Origin of the sequence: Pseudomonas sp. DSV-1 (assembly GCF_035830915.1) — a bacterium.
Taxonomy (GTDB): Bacteria; Pseudomonadota; Gammaproteobacteria; order Pseudomonadales; family Pseudomonadaceae; genus Aquipseudomonas.
In genome coordinates, this window is the sequence record NZ_JAYMYG010000001.1 from 1,320,377 (window position 1) to 1,341,362 (window position 20,986).

The 20,986-nt window shown below is 49.6% G+C and carries 15 protein-coding genes and 3 pseudogenes; 12 read left to right on the forward strand and 6 right to left on the reverse strand.

What is annotated here, in order from left to right; genetic code table 11:
- The first annotated feature begins 97 nt into the window (after positions 1-97).
- Both VSQ83_RS06350 and VSQ83_RS06355 read left to right on the forward strand, forming a co-directional pair.
- Positions 98-991, forward strand: coding sequence for an ATP-binding protein (locus VSQ83_RS06350; protein ID WP_326425732.1), 894 nt, complete (start codon positions 98-100; stop codon positions 989-991).
- The gene (locus tag VSQ83_RS06355; protein ID WP_133077860.1) at positions 984-1,466 is read left to right on the forward strand and encodes a GAF domain-containing protein; all 483 of its coding nucleotides are present in this window, start codon (positions 984-986) and stop codon (positions 1,464-1,466) included. Before VSQ83_RS06350 ends, VSQ83_RS06355 begins: the two co-directional genes overlap by 8 nt.
- Positions 1,467-1,472: 6 nt before the next feature.
- On the opposite strand, the gene VSQ83_RS06360 is transcribed toward VSQ83_RS06355, so the two are convergent.
- Entirely contained in the window at positions 1,473-4,427 is a 2,955-nt protein-coding gene (locus tag VSQ83_RS06360; protein WP_326425734.1) for an HD domain-containing phosphohydrolase, read from the reverse strand.
- A gap of 95 nt (positions 4,428-4,522) precedes the next feature.
- A pseudogene (locus tag VSQ83_RS06365) lies at positions 4,523-6,238 on the reverse strand (ATP-binding protein); the annotation flags it as partial.
- A gap of 182 nt (positions 6,239-6,420) precedes the next feature.
- Between VSQ83_RS06365 and VSQ83_RS06370 the strand changes: the two are divergent.
- Positions 6,421-6,723, forward strand: a complete 303-nt coding sequence (locus tag VSQ83_RS06370; protein ID WP_326425736.1) for a hypothetical protein — start codon at positions 6,421-6,423, stop codon at positions 6,721-6,723.
- A gap of 127 nt (positions 6,724-6,850) precedes the next feature.
- Here the strand turns inward: VSQ83_RS06370 and VSQ83_RS06375 are convergent, their stop codons facing one another.
- Positions 6,851-7,318: a helix-turn-helix domain-containing protein gene (locus VSQ83_RS06375; protein ID WP_326425738.1), complete on the reverse strand. Its 468-nt coding sequence runs from the start codon at positions 7,316-7,318 to the stop codon at positions 6,851-6,853.
- Between the two features lie 188 nt (positions 7,319-7,506).
- Here VSQ83_RS06375 and VSQ83_RS06380 point away from each other — a divergent pair, with 188 nt between their 5' ends.
- From VSQ83_RS06380 to VSQ83_RS06390, 3 genes are read left to right on the forward strand one after another with little or no spacing between them, the layout of a single operon-like run.
- Positions 7,507-7,914 carry a DUF6957 family protein gene (locus tag VSQ83_RS06380; protein ID WP_326425740.1) on the forward strand — a complete coding sequence of 136 codons (408 nt, stop codon included), beginning with the start codon at positions 7,507-7,509 and terminating at the stop codon, positions 7,912-7,914.
- A gap of 42 nt (positions 7,915-7,956) precedes the next feature.
- Positions 7,957-8,379, forward strand: coding sequence for a hypothetical protein (locus tag VSQ83_RS06385; protein WP_326425742.1), 423 nt, complete (start codon positions 7,957-7,959; stop codon positions 8,377-8,379).
- 24 nt (positions 8,380-8,403) lie between these two features.
- Positions 8,404-8,766: a hypothetical protein gene (locus VSQ83_RS06390; protein WP_326425744.1), complete on the forward strand. Its 363-nt coding sequence runs from the start codon at positions 8,404-8,406 to the stop codon at positions 8,764-8,766.
- Positions 8,767-8,944: 178 nt separating this feature from the next.
- Here VSQ83_RS06390 and VSQ83_RS06395 read toward each other — a convergent pair whose 3' ends face one another.
- Positions 8,945-9,244: a hypothetical protein gene (locus tag VSQ83_RS06395; RefSeq protein ID WP_326425746.1), complete on the reverse strand. Its 300-nt coding sequence runs from the start codon at positions 9,242-9,244 to the stop codon at positions 8,945-8,947.
- Positions 9,245-9,649: 405 nt separating this feature from the next.
- Positions 9,650-10,027: pseudogene (locus VSQ83_RS06400) on the reverse strand (IS66 family transposase); the annotation flags it as partial.
- Between the two features lie 188 nt (positions 10,028-10,215).
- On the opposite strand from VSQ83_RS06400, the gene VSQ83_RS06405 reads away from it, so the two are divergent.
- From VSQ83_RS06405 to VSQ83_RS06430, 6 genes and pseudogenes are all read left to right on the forward strand, one after another.
- Positions 10,216-11,232 (forward strand): hypothetical protein, encoded by a 1,017-nt coding sequence (locus VSQ83_RS06405; RefSeq protein ID WP_326425748.1) that lies wholly within the window; start codon positions 10,216-10,218, stop codon positions 11,230-11,232.
- A gap of 659 nt (positions 11,233-11,891) precedes the next feature.
- The gene (locus tag VSQ83_RS06410) at positions 11,892-13,094 is read left to right on the forward strand and encodes an AAA family ATPase (RefSeq protein ID WP_326425750.1); all 1,203 of its coding nucleotides are present in this window, start codon (positions 11,892-11,894) and stop codon (positions 13,092-13,094) included.
- Positions 13,078-13,770 (forward strand): HNH endonuclease, encoded by a 693-nt coding sequence (locus VSQ83_RS06415; protein ID WP_326425752.1) that lies wholly within the window; start codon positions 13,078-13,080, stop codon positions 13,768-13,770. The genes VSQ83_RS06410 and VSQ83_RS06415 overlap by 17 nt, the downstream gene beginning before the upstream one ends.
- A gap of 440 nt (positions 13,771-14,210) precedes the next feature.
- Positions 14,211-14,309, forward strand: a pseudogene (locus VSQ83_RS06420) (transposase domain-containing protein); the annotation flags it as partial.
- Between the two features lie 33 nt (positions 14,310-14,342).
- Entirely contained in the window at positions 14,343-14,933 is a 591-nt protein-coding gene (locus VSQ83_RS06425; RefSeq protein ID WP_326425754.1) for a nucleotidyltransferase family protein, read from the forward strand.
- A 320-nt stretch (positions 14,934-15,253) separates the two neighbouring features.
- Complete coding sequence (locus tag VSQ83_RS06430) at positions 15,254-20,080, forward strand: ATP-binding protein (protein ID WP_326425756.1); 4,827 nt, start codon at positions 15,254-15,256, stop codon at positions 20,078-20,080.
- Positions 20,081-20,266: 186 nt separating this feature from the next.
- On the opposite strand, the gene VSQ83_RS06435 is transcribed toward VSQ83_RS06430, so the two are convergent.
- Positions 20,267-20,980 carry a hypothetical protein gene (locus VSQ83_RS06435; protein ID WP_326425758.1) on the reverse strand — a complete coding sequence of 238 codons (714 nt, stop codon included), beginning with the start codon at positions 20,978-20,980 and terminating at the stop codon, positions 20,267-20,269.
- Positions 20,981-20,986: the final 6 nt, after the last annotated feature.

Sequence of the window (20,986 nt, forward strand, 5' to 3'; positions counted from 1 at the left end):
GGTATTTGCCGCAAACCGGGTGAGTCATGTCGTGGATGGCGGATAAATGTACGTCATATCAATATGCCATCATTGTGTATCAGTCTGAGGAAATGTTGTGAATTCTAAACTGGATGCCTTTTTGGAGCGTGCCGAAGCAGTCCTTGCACGTCTTGAACCCTTGCTGCCAGCGCAGCGTGAACCGATTGACTGGCACGAGTGCCTGGCTGCCCGTTGGCAGCGTGAAGGTCGCTCCGGTTACCTGCTGCCGTTGCAGGTCAGTCTTGAAATGCGCCTTGCGGACCTTATCGGCATTGATAATCAGCGTGATCAGTTGGGTCGCAACACCCGGCAGTTTCTCGACGGTTTGCCAGCCAACCATGCTCTGTTATGGGGATCACGGGGTACGGGCAAGTCATCGATCATTCGTGCCTTGCTGGCGGAGCACGCAGATGCCGGGCTGCGCCTGATTGAAATCGAGCGCGATCATCTGGCCGATCTACCGCGAGTGGTCGAACTGTTACAGGGCTTGCCTCAACGTTTTGTATTGTTTTGCGATGACTTGTCCTTCGAGGCTGGCGAAAGCGATTATCGGGTGCTGAAAAGCGTCCTCGATGGCTCCCTGGAGCAAGCGCCGGATAACGTGTTGCTTTACGCAACCTCGAACCGTCGCCATCTGGTGCCTGAAAAAGAGAGCGACAACGAAAACTGGAAGAACGTCGACGGTGAGCTTCATCCCAACGAGGCCGTAGAGGACAAGATTGCCTTGTCCGACCGTTTCGGCCTCTGGCTGTCGTTCTATCCCTTTACCCAGGAGCACTTCCTGAGTGTGGTCGAGCACTGGATCGACGTATTGGCCAGCAAAGCCGGTTTGCAGTGGCAACGCGACGAAGCGCTGGATATTCTTGCCGTGCGCTGGGCGACCGGGCGAGGCAATCGCAACGGCCGTTGCGCCTATCAGTTCGCGCGTTACTGGGTGGGTTTGAAATTGTTGGAGCAAGTGAATGATTGATTTGAATGCCACAGGTGCCGGTCTGAACGGCTACACCTTGTTGCAGGCTCAACTGGAGTCGTTGTTGGCAGATGAGCGGGACTTTATTGCCAATGCCGCGCAATTTTCAGCGTTTTTGTTTCACCAGCTGGATGATCTGAACTGGGCTGGGTTTTACCTCAACCGCAATGAAGAGTTGGTACTGGGCCCGTTCCAGGGGCAGATCGCCTGTGTCCGGATTCCTTTTGGACGTGGCGTTTGCGGGGCCGCGGCTGCGAGCAGGCAAACACAGCGGGTTGAGGATGTTCACGCATTTGCCGGGCATATCGCTTGCGACAGTGCTTCCAACAGTGAGCTGGTCGTTCCGTTGATCAAGGATGGCCGGCTGATCGGTGTGCTCGATCTGGACAGCCCGAGTGTCGGGCGGTTCAGCGAGCAGGACCAGCAGGGCATTGAAGCACTGGCTGCGATCTTTCTACGTCTGAGCGAGTGCTGATACCGGTCAAGTCGTCAGCCCGGCCTTGAGCATGAGCGCATCGATGTCGACTGAATCGATTTGTTCCGGTCCGAGAAACTGCCGGGCGTACTGCATAAACACCTGTTCGTGCATAAACAGCGCGAACAGTTGGGGGTCAATATGGGCATCGCGGCACATCGTGGCCATGATGCTCAGGGCCTCACTTAACGTCTTGCTGCGTTTATAGGGGCGATCCGAAGCGGTCAGTGCCTCGAAAATGTCGGCAATCGCCATCATCCGCGACTCCAGGCTCATCTCCTCACGCTTCAAGCGTTTTGGATAACCGCTGCCGTCCATTTTTTCGTGATGTCCACCTGCGATCTCCGCGATGTTGCTCAGGTAACTGGGCAGGGGCAGGCTGCTGAGCATCAGGATGGTTTGAACGATGTGATTATTGATGATGTAGCGTTCCTCATTGGTCAATGTGCCGCGTCTGATGCACAAGTTGTACAGTTCGCCGCGGTTGAACTTGTATTGCGGTATGTCGAGTTTGAAGCCCCAAGGGTTTTGCGCAGCAATCACGTCGGCTTCGGGCCGGATGAAAAGGTGCTCCGGTTTGTCGGCGAGCAATCGCTCTGTGACCGGCAAGGCATGTTCCTCACGGGTGGACTGGCGTTTGTGCTCTTCCCAGGACACCCCAAGCCGATCGTCCAGAGTCCGGCTCCATGTGCGTCGTGAAATGGCGTTCAAACGCTCAAGATCAGCTTCCATCATGGCTTCACCTCCCACATTGCATTGGGCGACAAAGGCAAAGTCGTCATCCAGCGCCGACAAGCAGGTGTCGCGCTGCTCCGTGAGTTGTTGATCATTGCCGCCCAGGGCGCGCGCTTGCCAGTAGTCGATCCATGCATCGCGCTTGAGCACTTCAAAACGGGTGCGGATCTCGTGAATGCGGTCGTACAAGGTTTCAAGCTTGGTGGCCTTGTCGACCACATACTCCGGCGTTGTGACCTTGCCGCAGTCATGTAGCCAGGCCGCGATGCGCAGGGCCTCCCATTGTTCGTCCGAGGGGTTGTACTGCTCAAACGGTGGCTGCTGGCTCGCCGCCGCCGCTTGGGCCAGCATCAGCGTGAGGGTTGGAACTCGCTGGCAATGGCTTGCCGTATACGGGCTTTTGGCGTCAATGGCTCCAGCCAGCAGTTGAATCAAAGCATCCAGCAACTGCTTTTGCCGTGCTTGCAGGCGCTGGCTCTCAATGGCGACCGCAGCTGTGCCTGACACCGCCTGGATAAAGGCAATCCGGTCAGCCCGCAGATGATCCTGATCGTCAAGCGAGCCACTGTTGTTCAACACCAGAACCAGAATACCGACGGTCTCGCCGTGGCGGTTGTGCAGGCGAATGCCGATCAGATGGATGCTCTGGCTGTCCAGTTCGTGCATCAGTGGTTGCAAGTCGCCAGCCTGCTCGAAAGTGAGTGCGCGGGCCACACTGTCATGGCCTTCGAAAAGTGCCCGCAGCCATTCGGGGCTCTGATTGTCGTCAGGGTCTAATACCGACTGCGGCTGGGTTGTGAGGTCCTGGGGCTGGCCATTCATGATCAAGCCTTTTAACTCCAGCTGCGTACTGTCGTTTTTTGCAAGGTAGATGAGCCCGGCCTGTGCCTGCGCGATTTTGAGCGTCTCAAACAGGACCGACTGCAACAAAGGTTCAAATCGGGTATGAGCAGAGAGGCTGGAGGTGATTTCAAAAAAACTGGCGAGCGTTTCTCTCATTCGTCCCATGGAGGCTTCCAGCTGGTCAATCTCAAGCACGGGTGACTGCTTCCTGGGCGCGTAGTTGAAATCAAACCGCCGAATGGCATCGGCCTCACGCACCAGTGCCTGCAAAGGTTTGACCAGTAATCGGGACGTCACCCAACCCATGGGTACGCACAGGAAGAGGGCAATCAGCGTCATCATGGCACCTTGCCATCTCAGCTGATAGGCATCTGCCAGCAGTTCGTCTTCCGGGACCATCATGGCCAGCTGCAAACCATTGGATCCGCCGTCGTCCACCTTGAATTGTGACGTGATCCATTGGCGATTGCCGTCGTTCAGGCGATGCTCAGTGGTTGCACTCTGCTCGATCAAATAGCTCAGGGCCGGGCTTAATTCCGAGACTTTGGGCAGTTTTGCGGGATCCTGTGCGGTTAAGAGCTTGTTGAAATCCGGATAGGCAATTGCCCGGCCATCGCCATCGAATAAAACGATTTGCGTACCGGACGTTGTCTGATGGCTGGCGAGGGTACTGGACAGTTGAGAAAGGGTTACGTCGGCACCCATGACTGTATTCGTGGCGCTGCGTCTGGCTAATGTGGTGCCCACTTCCCGGGTGGAAAAAAACAAATAGGGGCTGGTGGTGGCTTGATTGTTGTCGGCGTGCACCGGGATAAACCATTTTCGGGTGCGAGGGTCATAGGTTTCACCCGGGATGTTTCGCTCTTCCAGCTGGGTCAAATGTTCATCCAGATATATTTTTTTTGACTCAACCGTACCGTTTGGTTCCGAGCGTTTTATCGACCAGACTTCGTAATTCGCTTGTGGCGGTGCATGCAACTGCAGCCTGATCGCTTGATTGCGCAAAGGCCTGACCAGGAAAAAGTTTCCGTTGTCATCTCCCAGGAACAAAGCAGACAGGGTGTGGTTGTCTTCGAGGGTTTGTACGAAGGGCTGCAACAGCCCCATTCTCAGTTCGACTCGATCAGTCATGGCATCAGGATTGAGAATCAGCAGGTTCAGTGCGTGCCTTATGGGTTGGTAGGCATTGAGCAAATCATGCTGCACATCCTGTTCGATATATCCGAACAGCTTTTTACTGCTGTCGAGAATGATGTGGGTGGTTTGTAGATAGTTAAAAACGCCCAGCACTAAGCCGAGCATGAGCAACAAAAATGTAAACATCGCACTGATGTGGACATGCAATGGGAACTGGCGTTTGTGAGAGCGCGCAGTGTTGCGCATGAGCGTTTTCTCCGCAGACAAAAGCTTGCTGGTGCATGTAAGCATAGTAAAACCGGGCCAAATTGCTCATTCCTTGGTCCGGTTCAGCCGGCGGTTCAGGTGTTGTTAGCCAGCTTTTCAAGTTGCCGGGTCAACGCCTGTTCGAGTTCCTGCATGGCGCCTTGTACCCGATTGCGAGCTTGGGTGAGGTTTGCCCGGTTTGCCTGTTCCAGCGCTTCACACTGCGTGATCAGGGTATTGGCTCCCACAATGCGGGCCGCGCCTTTTATCCGGTGAGCAATGTCGCCAAATGTTTGCAACTCCCCGTTGTCAGGAATCTCAAGCAACGCTTTGAGATCCTGCCGGTTACTGCGTATCAGTTCTTCCAGCAAGCGTTGGGTCTGTGCGGTGTTATGTCCGGAAAGTGAATAGAGGCATTCAACGTTGAACACCTGCGAGCAAGGGTAGAGGGGCTCAAGGGTAGTTATTCGTTGGCTCAGCAGGGTCAGGCTGATGGGTTTGAACAGGCAGTCGTCCATCCCGGCCTGCTCGCAGCGCTGGCGCTCTTCTGGTTGGGCATTTGCAGTAAACCCCAGCACCGTACAGGGTGGTTGTTGTAGCGTCCGCTCATGCTGGCGTATGGCTCGAGTCAGGTCATAACCGTTCATGACAGGCATGTTGCAGTCAGTAATGACCAGATCGAATGCACCCTTTTTCCAGGTTTCCAGTCCAGATGCACCATCGTGTTCTGTGGCAAAACGATGCCCTAAAAACCCCAGTTGCTGGCACATCAACAACCGATTGGCGGGATGGTCATCGACCACCAGAATGTTAAGTTGGCGAGCCGCCGGATTGATTGCTGGCTCTTGCGTCGCAACCATCGGGGAGGGGGCCAGGGCTGGAACCTTGAGTGTTATTTGAACCAGGGTTCCTACCTGGGGTTGGCTGCACAGTTCTAGACTGCCGCCCATCATTTCGCACAGGCTGCGGCAAATCACCAGACCGAGACCTGCGCCGTTGAGGGCGAGCTGCCCGCTGTTTTCCACTTGTGCGAAGGGTTCAAACAGGCGCGCCTGATCGCCCTTGCTGATGCCGATGCCTGTGTCTTTGACACTCAACTTGAGTTCAACCTGATCAGCAGTGTGGGTGGGTAGCAAGTTGAGTTCGAGGGTTACCTGGCCATGTTGGGTGAACTTGATTGCATTGCTGATCAGGTTGGTCAGGATTTGCTTGAATCGAAGTGGGTCGATCAGTACATCGGGGGCGTTGTCTTCGGGATTGAATATCAGGGAGAGGGTCAGGCTTTTTTGCCGGGCCAGGCCATCAAAGACCCTGATCACTGAATTGGCAAGACTGCGCAGGTTGACGCGTTCAGGAGACAGATTCAGCCGTCCGGATTCGATGCGGGCAATATCGAGAATATCGCCGATCAGTTCTAGCAGGTCCTTGGCCGAGTTGTAGGCAACCTCAATGGAGGGACGGTCCAGATGCCCCTGGTCGGCACGCTTCAAGGTAAGTTCAAGCAAACCGATCACAGCGTTCATCGGTGTGCGAATCTCGTGGCTCATGGTTGCCAGGAAGGTGCTTTTGGCCCGGTTGGCGTCATCGGCCAGCTCTTTGGCAGCGCGAAGTTCATCCAGGAGCTGGCGACGTTCACTGATATCGATCCAGCCTCCGATAATGCCCTGAACCTCACCCAGCGAATCCCGATAAGGAAGGATCCAGTGGTAGATGGTGAACGTTTTGTCGCCAATATTCAGTGGCCGATCAATGATAAGCGGTGTGCCTTCACTCATGACCCGCAAGTAGTCGGCCTGATAATCATGGGCTTCATTCGTTCCGGAACCTCGCTAACTGTTATATGTGTTTTATCTTCTATAAATCAGTTACTTACCTAATTTAACTTTTTTGAGGTTTTGGACGGGACAAGAGCTCGATCGTGAATTGGTGTTGCCTGTGAGCTTTCGTATCAGATCGTAGTCTCGACCTACCTCTATAGTTGAAGCCAAAAGCTATGGACGCAGGATTTGGAGATCTCGACATATTCCTCACTCGCATTCGACATCCTAAGTCGAAGGTATACTTTCTGGACGCCGTGAAGATCTGTAAGGCTGGCGCATTGCGGGGTGCACTCACCTCCGCCTGGGTTGCGCTGATGTATGACCTGATCGCCAGGTACCGAAAGCTGAGCACCTTGGGCGATACCACCGCAGCCACGTTCCTTCAGGCTTGGGACAACGCAACCAACTCAGGCGACATTATTAAGCTGCTTCTGCTCGAACGAACGACTCTGGATCTCGCCACCGGCAATACCTAGGTTGTAAACCAGATCGCTTGAAAGCACCTGAAATGCAATGCGGACTGAGAGATCAGCAAAGAGCTCAAATGGAGAGGGGGCGTGTCTGAGAGGTAGATCATCATTTCGGTAATTTCAGCGTTAACCGCTAATGAGGAGCCTTGGCCAGATACCGTTGTACCGTTGACTTAGAAACGTCCAATTCTCGAGCTATCTCTGAATTAGATAGGCCATTTTGCTTCATCTGTGGAGCAAGCTTTAGTCTTTCACTCGCAGCTAGGTTGGAAGGTCGTCCATGTTGGCGTGGCCTACCGCCGCTGGAGATCAACTCGATCACTCCAGTCTCTTTCAACGTCTCTAACTTCCTCGAGATCCGCTCCAATGCCACATCTGTCGCTTCCTCAGAAAGCAAAGAAGTTGTTAAGAGCATTAGAACAGTGGGCTCAGCGTCCAGCATTTTTGAAATTTTCAAAAGCATTTCGATCGAAACATTCCCTTTGCCGCGCTCCACGCGGCTCAGGTAAGAGCGATCAATTAAAGGCAGATCGTCCTGGGACATTCCTGATTTCTGTCTCAAGGCCCGGACAACGGCCGCAAATGCTTCGCTGAGAGACATTTATGATCCTCTACAAAACAGAGGATAAAGCCACATTGCGTCGACCCATAACACGTCATATAATCCTTGTTAGGGGTCGATTGGTTTCGTCATTCATGAGAAGGCAGTGCCAGAGGTAGTGTCGCTTCCGTGAGCTTTCCTAACGGTGATGAGCTTAAACATGTGACATGTATTGACGGGAATGAAGCATGGGACTCGAAGAAATCCAAGCAGCCAGCAAGCTCTTCTCCACCACCGGAGAGCCACGCCCTGGATCTGGAGAAAGCCAAGAAACGCTAATTCATATCGCGCAGACCCGCTTCCCAAACAAAGGCTTTTGCATCGTCCAGCAGTGGACGATCGTGCGCGCGATAGCGAGCGATGGTGATCTCACCAAAATCCACGTTCATGGCCACCTGCCGCTCTTTGTTTTCGCCGAAAAAGTCATCCTAGACAGCCGAGGACGCTTCGATTACGGGAATTGGGTTAGAAGCACCATGGCCATTTCATTCCAAGATGGCTTTCTCTTTGAAACCAAAAACACTGTGTACGTTTTGATGGGAGACGGCGACGAAAAGTCAGCCCGTCTCGCCGCGATACTGTCTCTTTATCAATGATGTCAGCTGCAACTGCGGTCTGAAGATCCACGGGAATGTGAAATGTTTAGAAGTCATGAAACCGCTGCCGACGGTACCCCTAATATCTTTGGGGATGGGTATTCGAACTGGCGGATGTTTGAACGCCACTTGGCTCATCCTTGGTATCACGTCGTCCTTGAAGAGCGTTTGGATGGCAAGGTATGGCCACGCACCATGATGATTAGTGACGTCGACATGCTTGAAGAAATACTTTCCCAACAAACCAGTGAGTTCGTTGTTGCGGACATTCAGGTCGTCTCGCCGGGGTGGATGAACAAAACCGGTAAGTGGATTATGGAGGGGCTTTCGGGGTTACTGGTCGGATATGACTCAACAGGAAGTCGGGTTTACCTTCACAACATTGAAGACGAAAAGGCATATACCGATGCGCCAGGCCGTCTTATCGACGTTCCGTCGCTCAAAGATATTCGGGTGATTATTTGAGCCGATTTCTTAAGGATTTTTCGGGTGCCTGAAATCATCGAAGTCGAATTTCATAGTAAGTATCTCAGTGACTTTCAACTGAGTCGTCTTGTACAGGCGAGTCTTCGAAAATACACCGTAGCTATTACGGCTTTTATCAGCGATGTGGTGATCATAGAAGACAGGTGCCTTGGTGTATTCTTCGATCACCTTCAGGAAGGCGAAGCTCATCGAACAGCCAATGGCGGAATCATTTTCACGACGAAAATTCAAAGAGCATGGAAAGAAGGGCGTTTCTGGCTTTTGGAAACGGGGGAGGGAAACTACCTCGTTGGTAGCTTCAAGCGCGGCGGTGGGCGACGTAGTTTTCTTGAGTTGCTTCGAGCATGTGAACGTCTCAAATCATAAGATTGAATACTTGATCTCTGGCGTAATGGCGGTATGACTGCATAGCCGTTGATGATCGCTGGATTGCTATTACGGTTTTGATCAGCAGCGCTCCGAATTAGATGTGCGGAGCGCTACAAATTGCCGCTATCCGGTGAAACTCATTTTTCCATCGGATGGACTCATAGCTCGCCTTGGTTTAATAGCCAAATTCGTTCAGCAGTTTCTGCAAAAACTCACGCCTCCGTTGGACAATGCTCAAAATTAGGTAGTCACGGTCGGTATCTATCGTCGACAGATGCCCAGCGTCCACAAGGCCATGGATGTAGCCTTCAGCTCTGCCTCTAGCTTCGAGCAACGTCTCTGTGGAAGTGCTTTTGTAGATGTCTTCCGCGATGAGCTGCCACCGCTTCATTTGACGCCGACCAACCGGGTCGTCCGAAAATTTTGGTGCATTGATCAGTGTGTTGAAATCGCTGGGTACGGTGGCTGTGCTCAAGATGGGTTCTCAGAACAGTGATGTCTGAGCCGAGGTTATCATGCGCACACTATATCGCCTGCTGTTGGCTGGTTTTTGTAGGCGCTGGCGCGAAGGGCCGATTTTAATGTTGTTACACGCTATCTGTGGCGTCTTTGAGCATTGTGGAGAATACAGACAGTACTATTTAGCGAGTAAATTCTTAGCTAGGAGTTCGGCATGGGATACCTCAGCCTAGAGGACATCTACCCCGATGACGTAGAAAAATATGGTCATTTGCGGGTGGGAATAACCGACCTCTACGTAAAAGACAATTACGCCGTTTATGGTGTGGTTACGCGTGGCGAATACCGTGAGCTGACCAGCAGGTTACTGCGTGACGAAACGGTGCAAATGATCATCAGCGCTAAGCTCGCAGCGTTGCCCATAAACCACCGCTGCCAAGTCCGAGAACTGGCTGGTGGCATAGGCCCAAACATAAGAACGGTGGATTTTCTTCGAACCGGGAGCAAGCATCTGTACGGGTGTTTCATCGGCGTGGATGACTTGCTGCCCAAGCACTACGTCGCGCAGTGCGTCGACCAGAGGCTTTAACTGCACGCCAGTCATGCAAACCCATTGAGCCAAGGTTGAAAGTGGAATTGCCAAGCCGGCACGACCGAAAATCGATTCCTGACGGTACAGCGGCAGATGGTCGGCAAACTTGGCGATCATGACGTGGGCCAGCAACCCGGCGGTCGGGATGCCCTTATCAATGACCTGCGGCGGAACCGGCGCCTGGATAAGCGTTTCGCAGTCATCGCATAACTGGCTAAGCGTAGCTGATCCTGACTGTGCTTCTTTCCCAGCGGCCCCCGTCGAGGGCAACGGCCCCGTTTTTTCTACGCTGCAATACCACCCTAATGGATTGAGGCCATTATACAGGGGGCATGTGATATCAGTAGGCCATCGAGTAAACTCCAGTGCGATCACAACCGCCCTCGGAGCGCAGGATGGAACTCAACTTTAAAAGCGGATCACTCGAAGCTGGATTGGAGGAGACGTTTCGTCAAATCCAGGTACTGCAGAACAAGGTGAATGGCACGGATGTTATCCGGCTGCAGAGGGAAGAAATTGCCAACCTCTTTCAGATTGTGCACGAGCACGTTCTGCCGGCCTATGCGGGTAAACAGCTGCTGTTGCATGGAGGGCGGCCTGCACGTTCCTTTGATACCGAGCTACAGCGTCTATGGGCCTTGGCGCTATCCGAATTCATCAATCACTTGCGACCTCGTCTTCCATCATTTCTGAATCAAATCATGGCTGCTCAGGAAAATGGAGGTGAGGCACAGCTGCAGAGCTTCATGAAAATGGTGCTTGAACGCATCACCATTCCCTTGCTGAACGGCTACGAGCAACCAGGTGACGATCTCTTCCTCCTGATCCTGGACTCGGTGGTACACCTTGAAGGTAAGAGTGTGTCGGATCACATCGCTGACACCCTTGAAACACCCCAGCAAACCCAGGCATCGGTCTATGCCATCTGCGGCCTGCTAATACAGGCCGAGAAAGCTGCGGAGGCCGACAAAGTTGACGTCGCGTACTCCTACCTGATTGACGCGAACTATCTGCTCGGGATGCGTAAGGCGTCAGATTTCATCATGCAGCGGTTCGACACAATTGCGAACACCAGGAAAGCCAAAGCCAATGCCCGGAAAAAGCACTCGAACGCAGCCCAAGTGAACTTGGGCAAAAAGAGGGTCGCCGAGCTCTACTACAGCCTTCGCGGCACAGGGCCTCTTTTAACGCTGACGCCCTGGATAAGTGCCAATATCGCGACAGACAAGATCATGGAAGTGATAGATCGGGAAGGTGATCCCAAGATAACGATCTCAGAACTAACGACTCGCAAGATCTGCAGGGAGATGATGAAACAGGAGGAGAAAGAGCGTAAACGCCAAGGGATTGTCGTCACGGCAAGCTATCGCCTGCCGGACGGATCGACTCTGACGGTTACCCCCGAGGACTAATAGTCATCGTCAGCGTTACTAGAGCAAGGATCGGAGATGATCAGGCACCAGTGTTCGGTCTCCGCCGTTCCGACCAGGCGATATACATCGTACTGATCGGGCCCCAAATAGGTTGAATAGCCCCGACGGGTCAGTGCGTTCACGGCTCTCGTGTTCGCTTCCATCCCGCCAGGCTCTCGGGTGTATGAACACACTACTGTGTATGCGTGATCCACAACCTGCCGGTGGTGGGGTTGCAGCGCGTAGTACACGCTATCGCTATTGATGGCGTCACCTTCATTATCGCCATACGGGCGTGGGATGCTGTCCAGTTGCTGAAGCACAAAGCAGGCGTCGTCGAGAGTTGGTGGTGGGTACATTTTGGATCTCTATCGTTGTTGAGGTGTGGCCATCTTGCCCACCTGTTCCCCCCATATCGATCTGTCTGCTAGCAGAGGTACCACGCGAGATGGGTGCTGCTGATCAGGTTTCCGATGCGCCGTTCTGCTCCCTTACGCTCTGCCCTAAAGCTAATTTATTCATGAGAAGCACTGCCAAATCCTCCTTGACTTACTTACAATTACTGCTGTCAAGAACCAAACCTCAGAGCAAAAATTCCGTTACTGAGCTCTGAATAATAATCGACGAAATTTTACTACTACGAAAGAATGATTAATCTTATGACAAATTTAATTGATCAACTAACAGGAATGATCGACAACTCAATTGAGGAAAATAAGGATCCAAAAATATCCTATGTAATTGGCGACAACGGCTCAGGCAAAAGTAGACTACTAGCTGAAATATGCGAACACTATGAAAATCAAACCGAAAGCAGCCTCTCAGCAACATTGTGCATAACGAACGCTGTCAGTGATAGATTTAAGTTCACAGACGGTCGACTGAGACAGTATCTAGGACTGCGAAACTCTGGCAACGCCATTTTTTTCTCTGCACTGAGCAGGCAAATGGTAATCTTAGTTGTCGAAGCTGTGGCCAAGGGTCGTTACAAGTACCTGTTAGAACTTGAAAAAACTCTTGGTAAAAAGTTTGACATAGACCTCGGAGACACTGATGACCTGAAGGCAGAAACCCTCTCATCCACGATTGACAAGAGGCGAATCAAGCCTGAGCAATTCAATGAAAGATTCAGCCTAGCGAAACGCAGAAAACTAACTAATCTGCTCAAAGGCGGGCTGAGATTCAGAGAATTAAATACCGCAGACGCAAATTTACTTATTCTTTATCTACAAACACGTCCAAATGTTACTCTTTATTTGAGAGACAAATCTGGGCTCCATGAGTTCGAAACTTTAAGTTCGGGCGAGCGAAATCTTATTGCGCTTGGTCTCAAGATTATCAGCCATGCAAGCCCATATGCACTCATCCTTATAGATGAGCCTGAGATAAGCCTACATATGCAATGGCAAATGGAGTTCCATAAAAATCTTTTGCAAATGCTACGCCCGTACAAAAATTACCACGTGGTAATCGCCACTCACTCACCCGTCCTTGTGTCGGAAGCAGCAAAAAGCAGCCGAACTGACGCAATATTCGTACTTAAAAGCGCACCTAATACAAAAAATAGAGAAGCCATTACAGAAGACTTTAAAATCATCGATGCTGATGATGTACGGAGCTGTGATGATTTGACCCTACTACATTTTCACACGCCAACGTACAACTCAAAAGCTATCGATATTCGCATCGCTGAGTTAGTATTAGATGCCACTTCGCCTGCGCCAAGCGAAACAAGTATGAAAGCACTTGAAGAACTAAGAGATACCGACAACCTCCAACCTGACAAAAAAGCCACGATCAAAGAGGCCATTCAATTAATTCAGGACAGGAGCGCACGAAGAGCAAATGAAAAAGCTAGCTGATCCAACATCTATTAAAGTATTAGAACGCTTGGAAAAATATATTGCCGCTGGCTCTATCACCGCCAGCCAGGCATGGAGTGTCTTTTCAAAAGCTGATGGCGCTCTTAAATCAGATAAAAAAGAAACAAAGATCAGCGCACGCGAATGCGAGAGCATAAACAAACTTAAAGAAATAGTAAAAAGCCGGCTTAAAAGCAAAATTTCCGGGCGTTGCGCATACTGTAAAAGAGTAATGGGCCAACACGGCATGTCATGGCATATTGAGCACATCAAAGGCAAGACCAAAAATCCAGAATTCATTTTCGACATGGACAATCTTACCTATGCGTGCATTGACTGCAACTACACAAAAAGCTCAAGTATCGACAGGCCTAATATATCCCACCTCATCATCAACCCTAATAGCGAGTCCTTCCAATACAACAAACATATAAGGTTCATACATATAGCCACCGAGAATTTGCACTATCTCCGATATACAGCCATATCGGACGAAGGAACTTTCACCTACACAGAACTTGCGTTTGAGCGGCTTGAACTCATTGAGCTGGTCACGAGCTTGAACCCGATTATCAAGGACATAGCCATTCGAATAGATACAAGAGTTGACGATCTCGATGACAGTGATGAGTCGCTGAAGGACTTTATGATGGCTCTAAAAGACGCCATTACTTGAAAATTTGAAGCTGATGGTAATTAGGAGTTTAAATAGCTCCTCAGCGCCGGAAACTATGTGGAGGTTAGCCAGGAGCCAGGGATGTTTCATGCCCAATATTCAGATTAGGCTTGGGTATCATGGGGAGACTACGATACGAGACGACTTGAACGGGATGCCGGATTCGGCGCATGCCCCTCAGGGAAGCCGGACAAGTGACCCCGAGTAACTTTTAACTACCTCCGACGCGTATCTACTGTTCGGGAAGAAAGAGCTTCGACCCTGTACTGGTGAGGCACCTAAGTGCCTTACCACCATTTACACACCCATTTACACCCAATCAACGCCATTCAGGCCGATCAGACACCCAGTGACCATCCGCGCGGCTCGAGGTATCTACGAGGTAGACTTCTTGCTTCCAGATGAAGGCTGATCATCAAGCAAGACATGTTAGGCGGACGCTTACCGGACATGATCCGTATGCCTATCTTAAAAATGTGCTGCCCCGGCTGCCGATACAGCGGGCGAGTGAGATCGGACAACTGCTGCCGCATCGGTGAATGCCTGCCTAGCTTCAATAAGGGAAATTCTGAGTGGACGATATTTCGATAATCCAAGCGATTATTTCAGATGACCCCGTTCGGTGGCGACTACTTGAAATGGTGCGCTCCCTCAATTTGCCAGACTGCTGGATAGGAGCAGGTTTTGTCCGAAACGCGGTTTGGGACTATTTGCACGGTCGCAGTTCGTATCCGGTCTCAACAGATGTCGACGTCATGTGGTTTGATGCCAGGCGTTGCACCCCAGAGGAAGATGAAGCTCTGGAGACCTTCCTCATGAGGCTAGATCCGACCGTAATGTGGTCTGTAAAAAACAAAGCCAGAATGCATATTCAGAATGGTGATGAACCGTACCTTTCTACGACCGACGCAATGCGCTACTGGCCGGAAACCGCAACGGCGGTAGCCGTAAGACTACGAGAGGAAGGTTCATGCGAGATCGAAGCACCGCTGGGACTTGATGATCTATTTGGCTTGGTTATCAGGCTAGCGGGGAGGTTTGCCACGGAGAAAAAAAAGATCTACCAAGACCGCTTCAAGTCCAAAAACTGGATGAAGATATGGCCGCTGCTCACGCTTGCGTCAGCGCCGTTACCTCCCTTCCCTTACGTCAAGGCGACTTAACCGGACGCTTACTCTTACACGACGTGATCATTGTGCCTATTCGGACTGCTCCCATCCCCTCTATCAAAGATCGATGAAAATTAGCTTGCCCCGAGCTCACCACCATTGGATTAACGTTCTGGATTGAGGAACGAGCATCGAAGAGGTCGGCGACAACACGCACATGGCGCTGGAACCGATCAGTAAAAATTGAATAGATTACCTACAGGATGCTCGCGGTAGTGATAGCAGCGGAGCGATACTGATGCCTCGTAACGCCGGTGTCTCATAATCGCTTTGCACTGGACTTTTCCCGTTATCAGTGAACATAAGGATTTGATATGTTTTCCATGGCTGCAGTAAAGGCTGCCCTGTCAATAGCTTTATCCAAGTTGCCATTTGCGAGAAAACTCAACGCTGAACGAATAGCGGGAAAAAATCCGGAAACCGCACAAGATTCTCATACCGATAGGCTGCTAGACGGCGCGCTTAAAAGACTAGGCGCTGCAGATGCAAGCGACCCATTTTGGACAAAAGCGCTCACTGCTACCGCCTCCGTGATCGTCCGCCCTGAATCATTTTCAAAACCACATGTACGCGAGTGGCTATCCTCTAAAAAAATATCCAATACATTGAAAAAACTGGCGGCCTCCAAAATAATTTCGGCTGATGAAATTGCCAGTGACCGTGATTTCCTGATCGACAGTTACATGGACACCTCAGGTGAGAATCAAGCCTTGGCTGTGGATATGGTATTCACTGCAGTTACATTTTTATCAGCTAGCATACAGGCAGATATACGAGATCCTGGCACCGCAGCGCTGATTCAAGCTGGGTTCAGCTCAATTCAACATCAGCTGTCGACGCTATCGATGGAGTTAAAAGGAGAAAAAGAAGAAGCTAGTAGTGCCGGAATCAGAGCGATGTATGAACACTCGAATATTGTGTTCAAGCGCGTTTCAGACAACGGAGCGAAGGGGTTGGTTTTTGCAAGATCCGACTTAGACAAAACCCTCGATGAGGCATCCACTTCGGCCAAGGTTATATTGATTGCCGGAGCGGCAGGTAGCGGAAAATCTGTCCTCGCCAAAAAATACGTACTTTCACAAAGCCAAACGAACGAGGTGATTGCCTTCGCCGCAGAGGAACTAAAGTTCCCGCACATTGATCAGGTACTAGCAAATTCCCAGGTAAAACTAACGTGGATCGCATTGGTAGACGCTCAGAAACCAGGAGCAAAGATTTGTTTTATTGATGGATTAGAGCGTCTTCTCGAAGGCGAAGAGCGCGGTGCATTCATCGACTTGATAAACACTGCGATCGACAATCCTGATATTAAGTTATTTATTACTTGTCGCGACTACCACGTAGATACAGTTGAGCAATCCCTGTTGGCGAGAACAGGCGTCAGCTATAAAAGAGTAATCGTACCACCGCTCAATAATTTCGAATTGGACGAGGCAAAAAATTCATTTCCACACTTGTTACCGCTGCTGAACAATCCATCACTCAGAGCTCTACTTAGAAGCCCATTCATCCTGGCAAGGGTAGCAGAAACAAATTGGCCGCAAGGCCAACCGCTTCCAAAAACAGAACGAGCACTTCGCGAACATCTATGGAACCAAGTTGTGAAACGAAGTGAACAGGCTAAGGATGGTTTACCAAATCGCCGAGCAGTTACACTTACCGAAATATCCCTGACACGCGCAAAATCGTTGCAACCATATGTGGAATCTATTCAAGATATTATAGCGCTGAACGCGTTAGCTGTGGACAGCTTAATCGTTGTTGATTCAAGCGGTCAACGCTTCGCACCCGCTCACGACGTGTTCGAGGACTGGGCTCTTATCGAATGGCTTAATAACCAATTTGTAAAAAACGAAGGAAATGCACATCAGCTAACAGATGCCATCGATAGTTACCCGGCGCTGAGGCGAGCGTACCGTAAATGGTTGCACGAGATGCTCGAAACCAATCCCGATGAAACTACTGACTTCCTGACGCAAGTAACAACAGACGCGGACATTGCTGAACATTTCAAAGACGATACCCTTATATCTGTTTTTCAGTCTTCGCAGGCAGAAAATTTTTTAGATGCATTTGGCAAATTCCTTTTTGCCGACAATGCAATACTTTTGAAGCGTGCAATTAACCTGGTTAGAGTTGCGTGCAAAACAGTTTCACCTTTAGTTGCCAGAGATAAAAACACTCATGTGAGTTTCCGTATTCCATCTGGAAGCGCGTGGCCGACTCTTATTGGGTTCCTCATTAAAAGGTGGGACGATTATCCTTCAAACTCCTACAGCCTTGTACTAAGCCTTGTGGAGGATTGGTCTAGTGGTATTAGCTGGATTACCCCGTATCCTCCCGGAGCTGAAGCAGCAGGCCAGCTTGTGGAAAAACTTTTACCAGTGGTGAGGGGTGGCTATGGTAGGGAAACTGAAAAACAAAGAGCAATAGAACTGTTAATTAAGTTCCCAAAGTCAGCCGACTCACTATTCAAAAATCTGGTTGCTCGAGCATTAACTCTCAAGTCTGATGACGACGATGCGGAAACATTCATCAAAGCGTTGCTGAAACCATGGCGCTCATTTGCGGTATGCCGTGATTACCCGAATGAGACAATAGCATTATTTACAGAGTTTTGGAAAAAGGATGAAAAAGAAGACGACGATTTGGGTATTTTTGGAAGACCTAGTTCTTACAACTCTATCGAGTCGGCTTTTGGAATAAACGAGACGTATCAATATAGACTATCGAATCCATCCGCAGACCAAGGCCCATTCCTATTCCTTCTAAGAGCACATCCGTCCAGAGCGATTCGCTACATTACTGAACTGGTTAATGAAGCCACAGTTCATTATAGCGAAGCGAGCAAAAACAATGATTATCTTGACCCGTTGGAAACAGTACCCCTGACATTCGCGAATGGATCTTCACGGGAAATCTATTGCAACGGGAAGCTTTGGGTTGCGTACCGAGGAAACTCTGTGATGCCGGGCGTCCTACAATGCGCCTTAATGGCGCTTGAAAAATGGCTGCTTGAACTTGGAGTTATACCCAGCGTACAACCCTTCCTACATACCACACTGGAATGGTTACTAGACAACACAAACAATGCTGCATTAGTATCCGTAGTTGCAAGCGTTTGTATTGCGCAGCCTAAAACATCCGGCGATGCCGCACTCAGTGTATTGGGATGCAGAGATTTTTTCGCACTTGATATTGCTAGATGTACAAATGAAAATTTTAGTCTAGCCATGGGAGGCTTCAGCGCAGAAGACAAGCACCTCCAGCAAGAAAGATTAGCGTCGAATAGGCTTCCTCACAGAGCTAAACATCTAGAGGATCTCGCACTTAATCTCCAGCTAACAGACAAAAGAGAAGACGTATTCAAAATTCTAGATCGACATAAAGCCGAGCTTCCCGCACCAGACCTTCAAGAGAATGATGATAAAGTTTGGCGACTATCTATGAGCCGTATGGATCAGCGGGAATATGAAGTAAGAAACATAACAGACGACGGTATGATACAGCTAGGCATGAAGCCACTTGAAAAAGATATACAACTCGTGATTGACGAAGCTGCCCCTAGAAACCTACGGTTCCTCGAACACATCTCGCTGAGCAATTGGTCAAATCAACAGTTCAATCGTAACCCTCAACATCAGGAGGAGGCCAAAGAGTGGCCGAAACGACTTGCCGATGCACAACAAATCTTGATGGAGTTCCCCGAAGGCCTAGATGGAAATGGTTTTCTACAGGAGGCGCCTAATGTTATTGCAGCTATTTGTATCCGCGATTATTGGGAAGAAATGGTCGACACAGATCGCGAGTGGTGTCTAGATACTGTTTCTAACCTCATTGAAAAGCCGCTCCTGGGGGATAACTCTATAGAGCTTCATGCCAAGCACCCCTCTAATGGAAGTGGTTCATGCGCGACCGTGTTAGCGCTCATAGCCTCAAGAGATATGGAAAACGCTAGTACTATTCACTCGCTCATGAATGGACTCCTACACTTCAATGAAACGGTAAGGTTGGCAACCCTAGAAGGGGTGGCGACGCATGTAATAGGCAGAAACGCAGGCCTCACTAAGCTCTGCCTTAACATTTTAATACAACAAAAAAACAGATGGCATGAAATAATTAAGATCGAATCCAAAAAACCATGGAACGCTCGAGGAGGAATGGTCTCGCACTGGAGATATGTCCTGAGCCACGTACGTGCAGACGTTAATCGTAAATGGTTCGAGGGTATGCCAGATTTTAACGGGCTAAGATTTTACGAGATGCCAGACCAGCAATTAGTTGCAGCGCTAATTAAAATTTATCATGCCAGCCCATCTGAAAACCTAGCAATTGTTGTCTTTTCTCAAATCGCAGCAGACCTCGCCAAAAAATGGGGGATGACTAGAAAGGAAAGACGAAATCATGAAGAAAAGCAAAACTATGAATTTGAGTTTGACTGCGAACACACACTAAGTGACTTCCTTGTCAGATGCGACTCCAAACAGGCTACTCTAATAATCACGCCAATAATCAACGAAGTAAAGCGAGGCCCAAAAGAAGGCGCAAAACTTCTACTTTCCCTAATAATTTCATATGACAAACAAGGAGGACTTTCCACTTTTTGGGATGTCTGGAAGGAGTTTACGATTGCAATCCGCGAGTCAGCCTGGCTAGAGGATGTCGACACAGAGCGCACAGGTGGCAAAGAACTTTTAAGCCACTCGTTCTTTAATATAGACTGGCATGAAGGCGTTCGCACCTGGTCGAAACTTGATAAGCATTCAGCTGATATCGATGACCATTTTCTAAAGTGCAAAAAATCATCTTTTCTACTAGGATGCTACGCCGAGTATCTGTTCAAGATTGGTGAAAATTCATTGCCAGGTGCGTTGGTTTTAATCACAAATAAATATGGTAGCGGTTTAGGTGAGGCACTTGTCACAGACACCAATATCTGCTGGCATCTTGACGCCATACTGTCGCGATTATTATTTGAAGATCTACATAGATTAAAGAAAACTGAAAAAATTCGAGTCGCTGTTATAGGGATTTTAGATGCCCTTGTATACGCTGGCTCGTCGGTTGCATTTCAGCTACGGGACGATTTTGTCACCCCTCATACCGCTGTAGTTTCGATGGAGCCATTAAAAGAGGTGTAGCCAAGGAAGACTACTCATCCTCAAGGAATAAGACATTTGAATTAAAAGCGACGGGGCTATTTTCAAATATTTTTTCTTCCTTACGAAATAAAGATGGGCCCGTGGGCCCCTCTTTACTCAAACCAACATCACTTAGTTTTGTCATCAATCGAACATCGTCAGTTGAACTATAAAGTCACCTAAACCTCACACCTGTCGAAGCGCATTATTTACACCACGAGTCATTCTGCGCTTGAGCTCTCCGGCAAACTGTTTGATTTCTTTCAAATCACACTCTAGCATCTGAAGATCGACAACAATTGTTTCTCCGAAAAGACTTACGCTGTTCCGATGTACAATATCGTGACGACGTTCAATGATCGGAAGCATATTTGCAACACTCAACTCATTCTCGCCCCCCTCAAACATCGCGCTAAATATTTTTTTGATTTTTTCAGGATTATGAAATACATCACTACGTAAGAGCTCGGTTAATCTACCTTCAACGCCGTTCGACAGAGACCAGGCTTGACTTAAAGTCATTTTAGGCACCGAAGCATCATAATATTTTGCCAATCCACCGATAAATGATTTGTGTCGCTGCACGAGCGAGATCAGAGACTCAGCAATGAATGCCTCAAGAAGAGTCACTGCATGCGAATAGGCCATTGCACAGGCCAGACGCTTATGCCTCCGACCTGTATTCGCATATGCCACTTCCAGTGCGTTATTTAGTTCAACCAAAAAAAGTGCGTAACCATATGCATGCGGATAAAAAGAGTTAAACTCTTCAGATGGTGCTGTATTAGATCCATAACCGCAAAATATTCTCGGATCAATGTCTTTTCTTTCTTCAATCAACACCAAAATCTCATCTCTCTCATCGCAGACCGAGAGTAAAAACTCACCCATTCGTGACATATTGAC

What these genes read in the sequence shown, in the direction of transcription:
- VSQ83_RS06360 (WP_326425734.1), bottom strand. Translation starts at nt 4,427, where the DNA reads ATGCGCAACACTGCGCGCTCTCACAAACGCCAGTTCCCATTGCATGTC.
- VSQ83_RS06415 (WP_326425752.1), top strand. Translation starts at nt 13,078, where the DNA reads ATGAAAAAGCTAGCTGATCCAACATCTATTAAAGTATTAGAACGCTTG.
- VSQ83_RS06380 (WP_326425740.1), top strand. Translation starts at nt 7,507, where the DNA reads ATGGGACTCGAAGAAATCCAAGCAGCCAGCAAGCTCTTCTCCACCACC.
- VSQ83_RS06375 (WP_326425738.1), bottom strand. Translation starts at nt 7,318, where the DNA reads ATGTCTCTCAGCGAAGCATTTGCGGCCGTTGTCCGGGCCTTGAGACAG.
- VSQ83_RS06410 (WP_326425750.1), top strand. Translation starts at nt 11,892, where the DNA reads ATGACAAATTTAATTGATCAACTAACAGGAATGATCGACAACTCAATT.
- VSQ83_RS06385 (WP_326425742.1), top strand. Translation starts at nt 7,957, where the DNA reads ATGTTTAGAAGTCATGAAACCGCTGCCGACGGTACCCCTAATATCTTT.
- VSQ83_RS06405 (WP_326425748.1), top strand. Translation starts at nt 10,216, where the DNA reads ATGGAACTCAACTTTAAAAGCGGATCACTCGAAGCTGGATTGGAGGAG.
- VSQ83_RS06355 (WP_133077860.1), top strand. Translation starts at nt 984, where the DNA reads ATGATTGATTTGAATGCCACAGGTGCCGGTCTGAACGGCTACACCTTG.
- VSQ83_RS06435 (WP_326425758.1), bottom strand. Translation starts at nt 20,980, where the DNA reads ATGTCACGAATGGGTGAGTTTTTACTCTCGGTCTGCGATGAGAGAGAT.
- VSQ83_RS06370 (WP_326425736.1), top strand. Translation starts at nt 6,421, where the DNA reads ATGGACGCAGGATTTGGAGATCTCGACATATTCCTCACTCGCATTCGA.
- VSQ83_RS06430 (WP_326425756.1), top strand. Translation starts at nt 15,254, where the DNA reads ATGTTTTCCATGGCTGCAGTAAAGGCTGCCCTGTCAATAGCTTTATCC.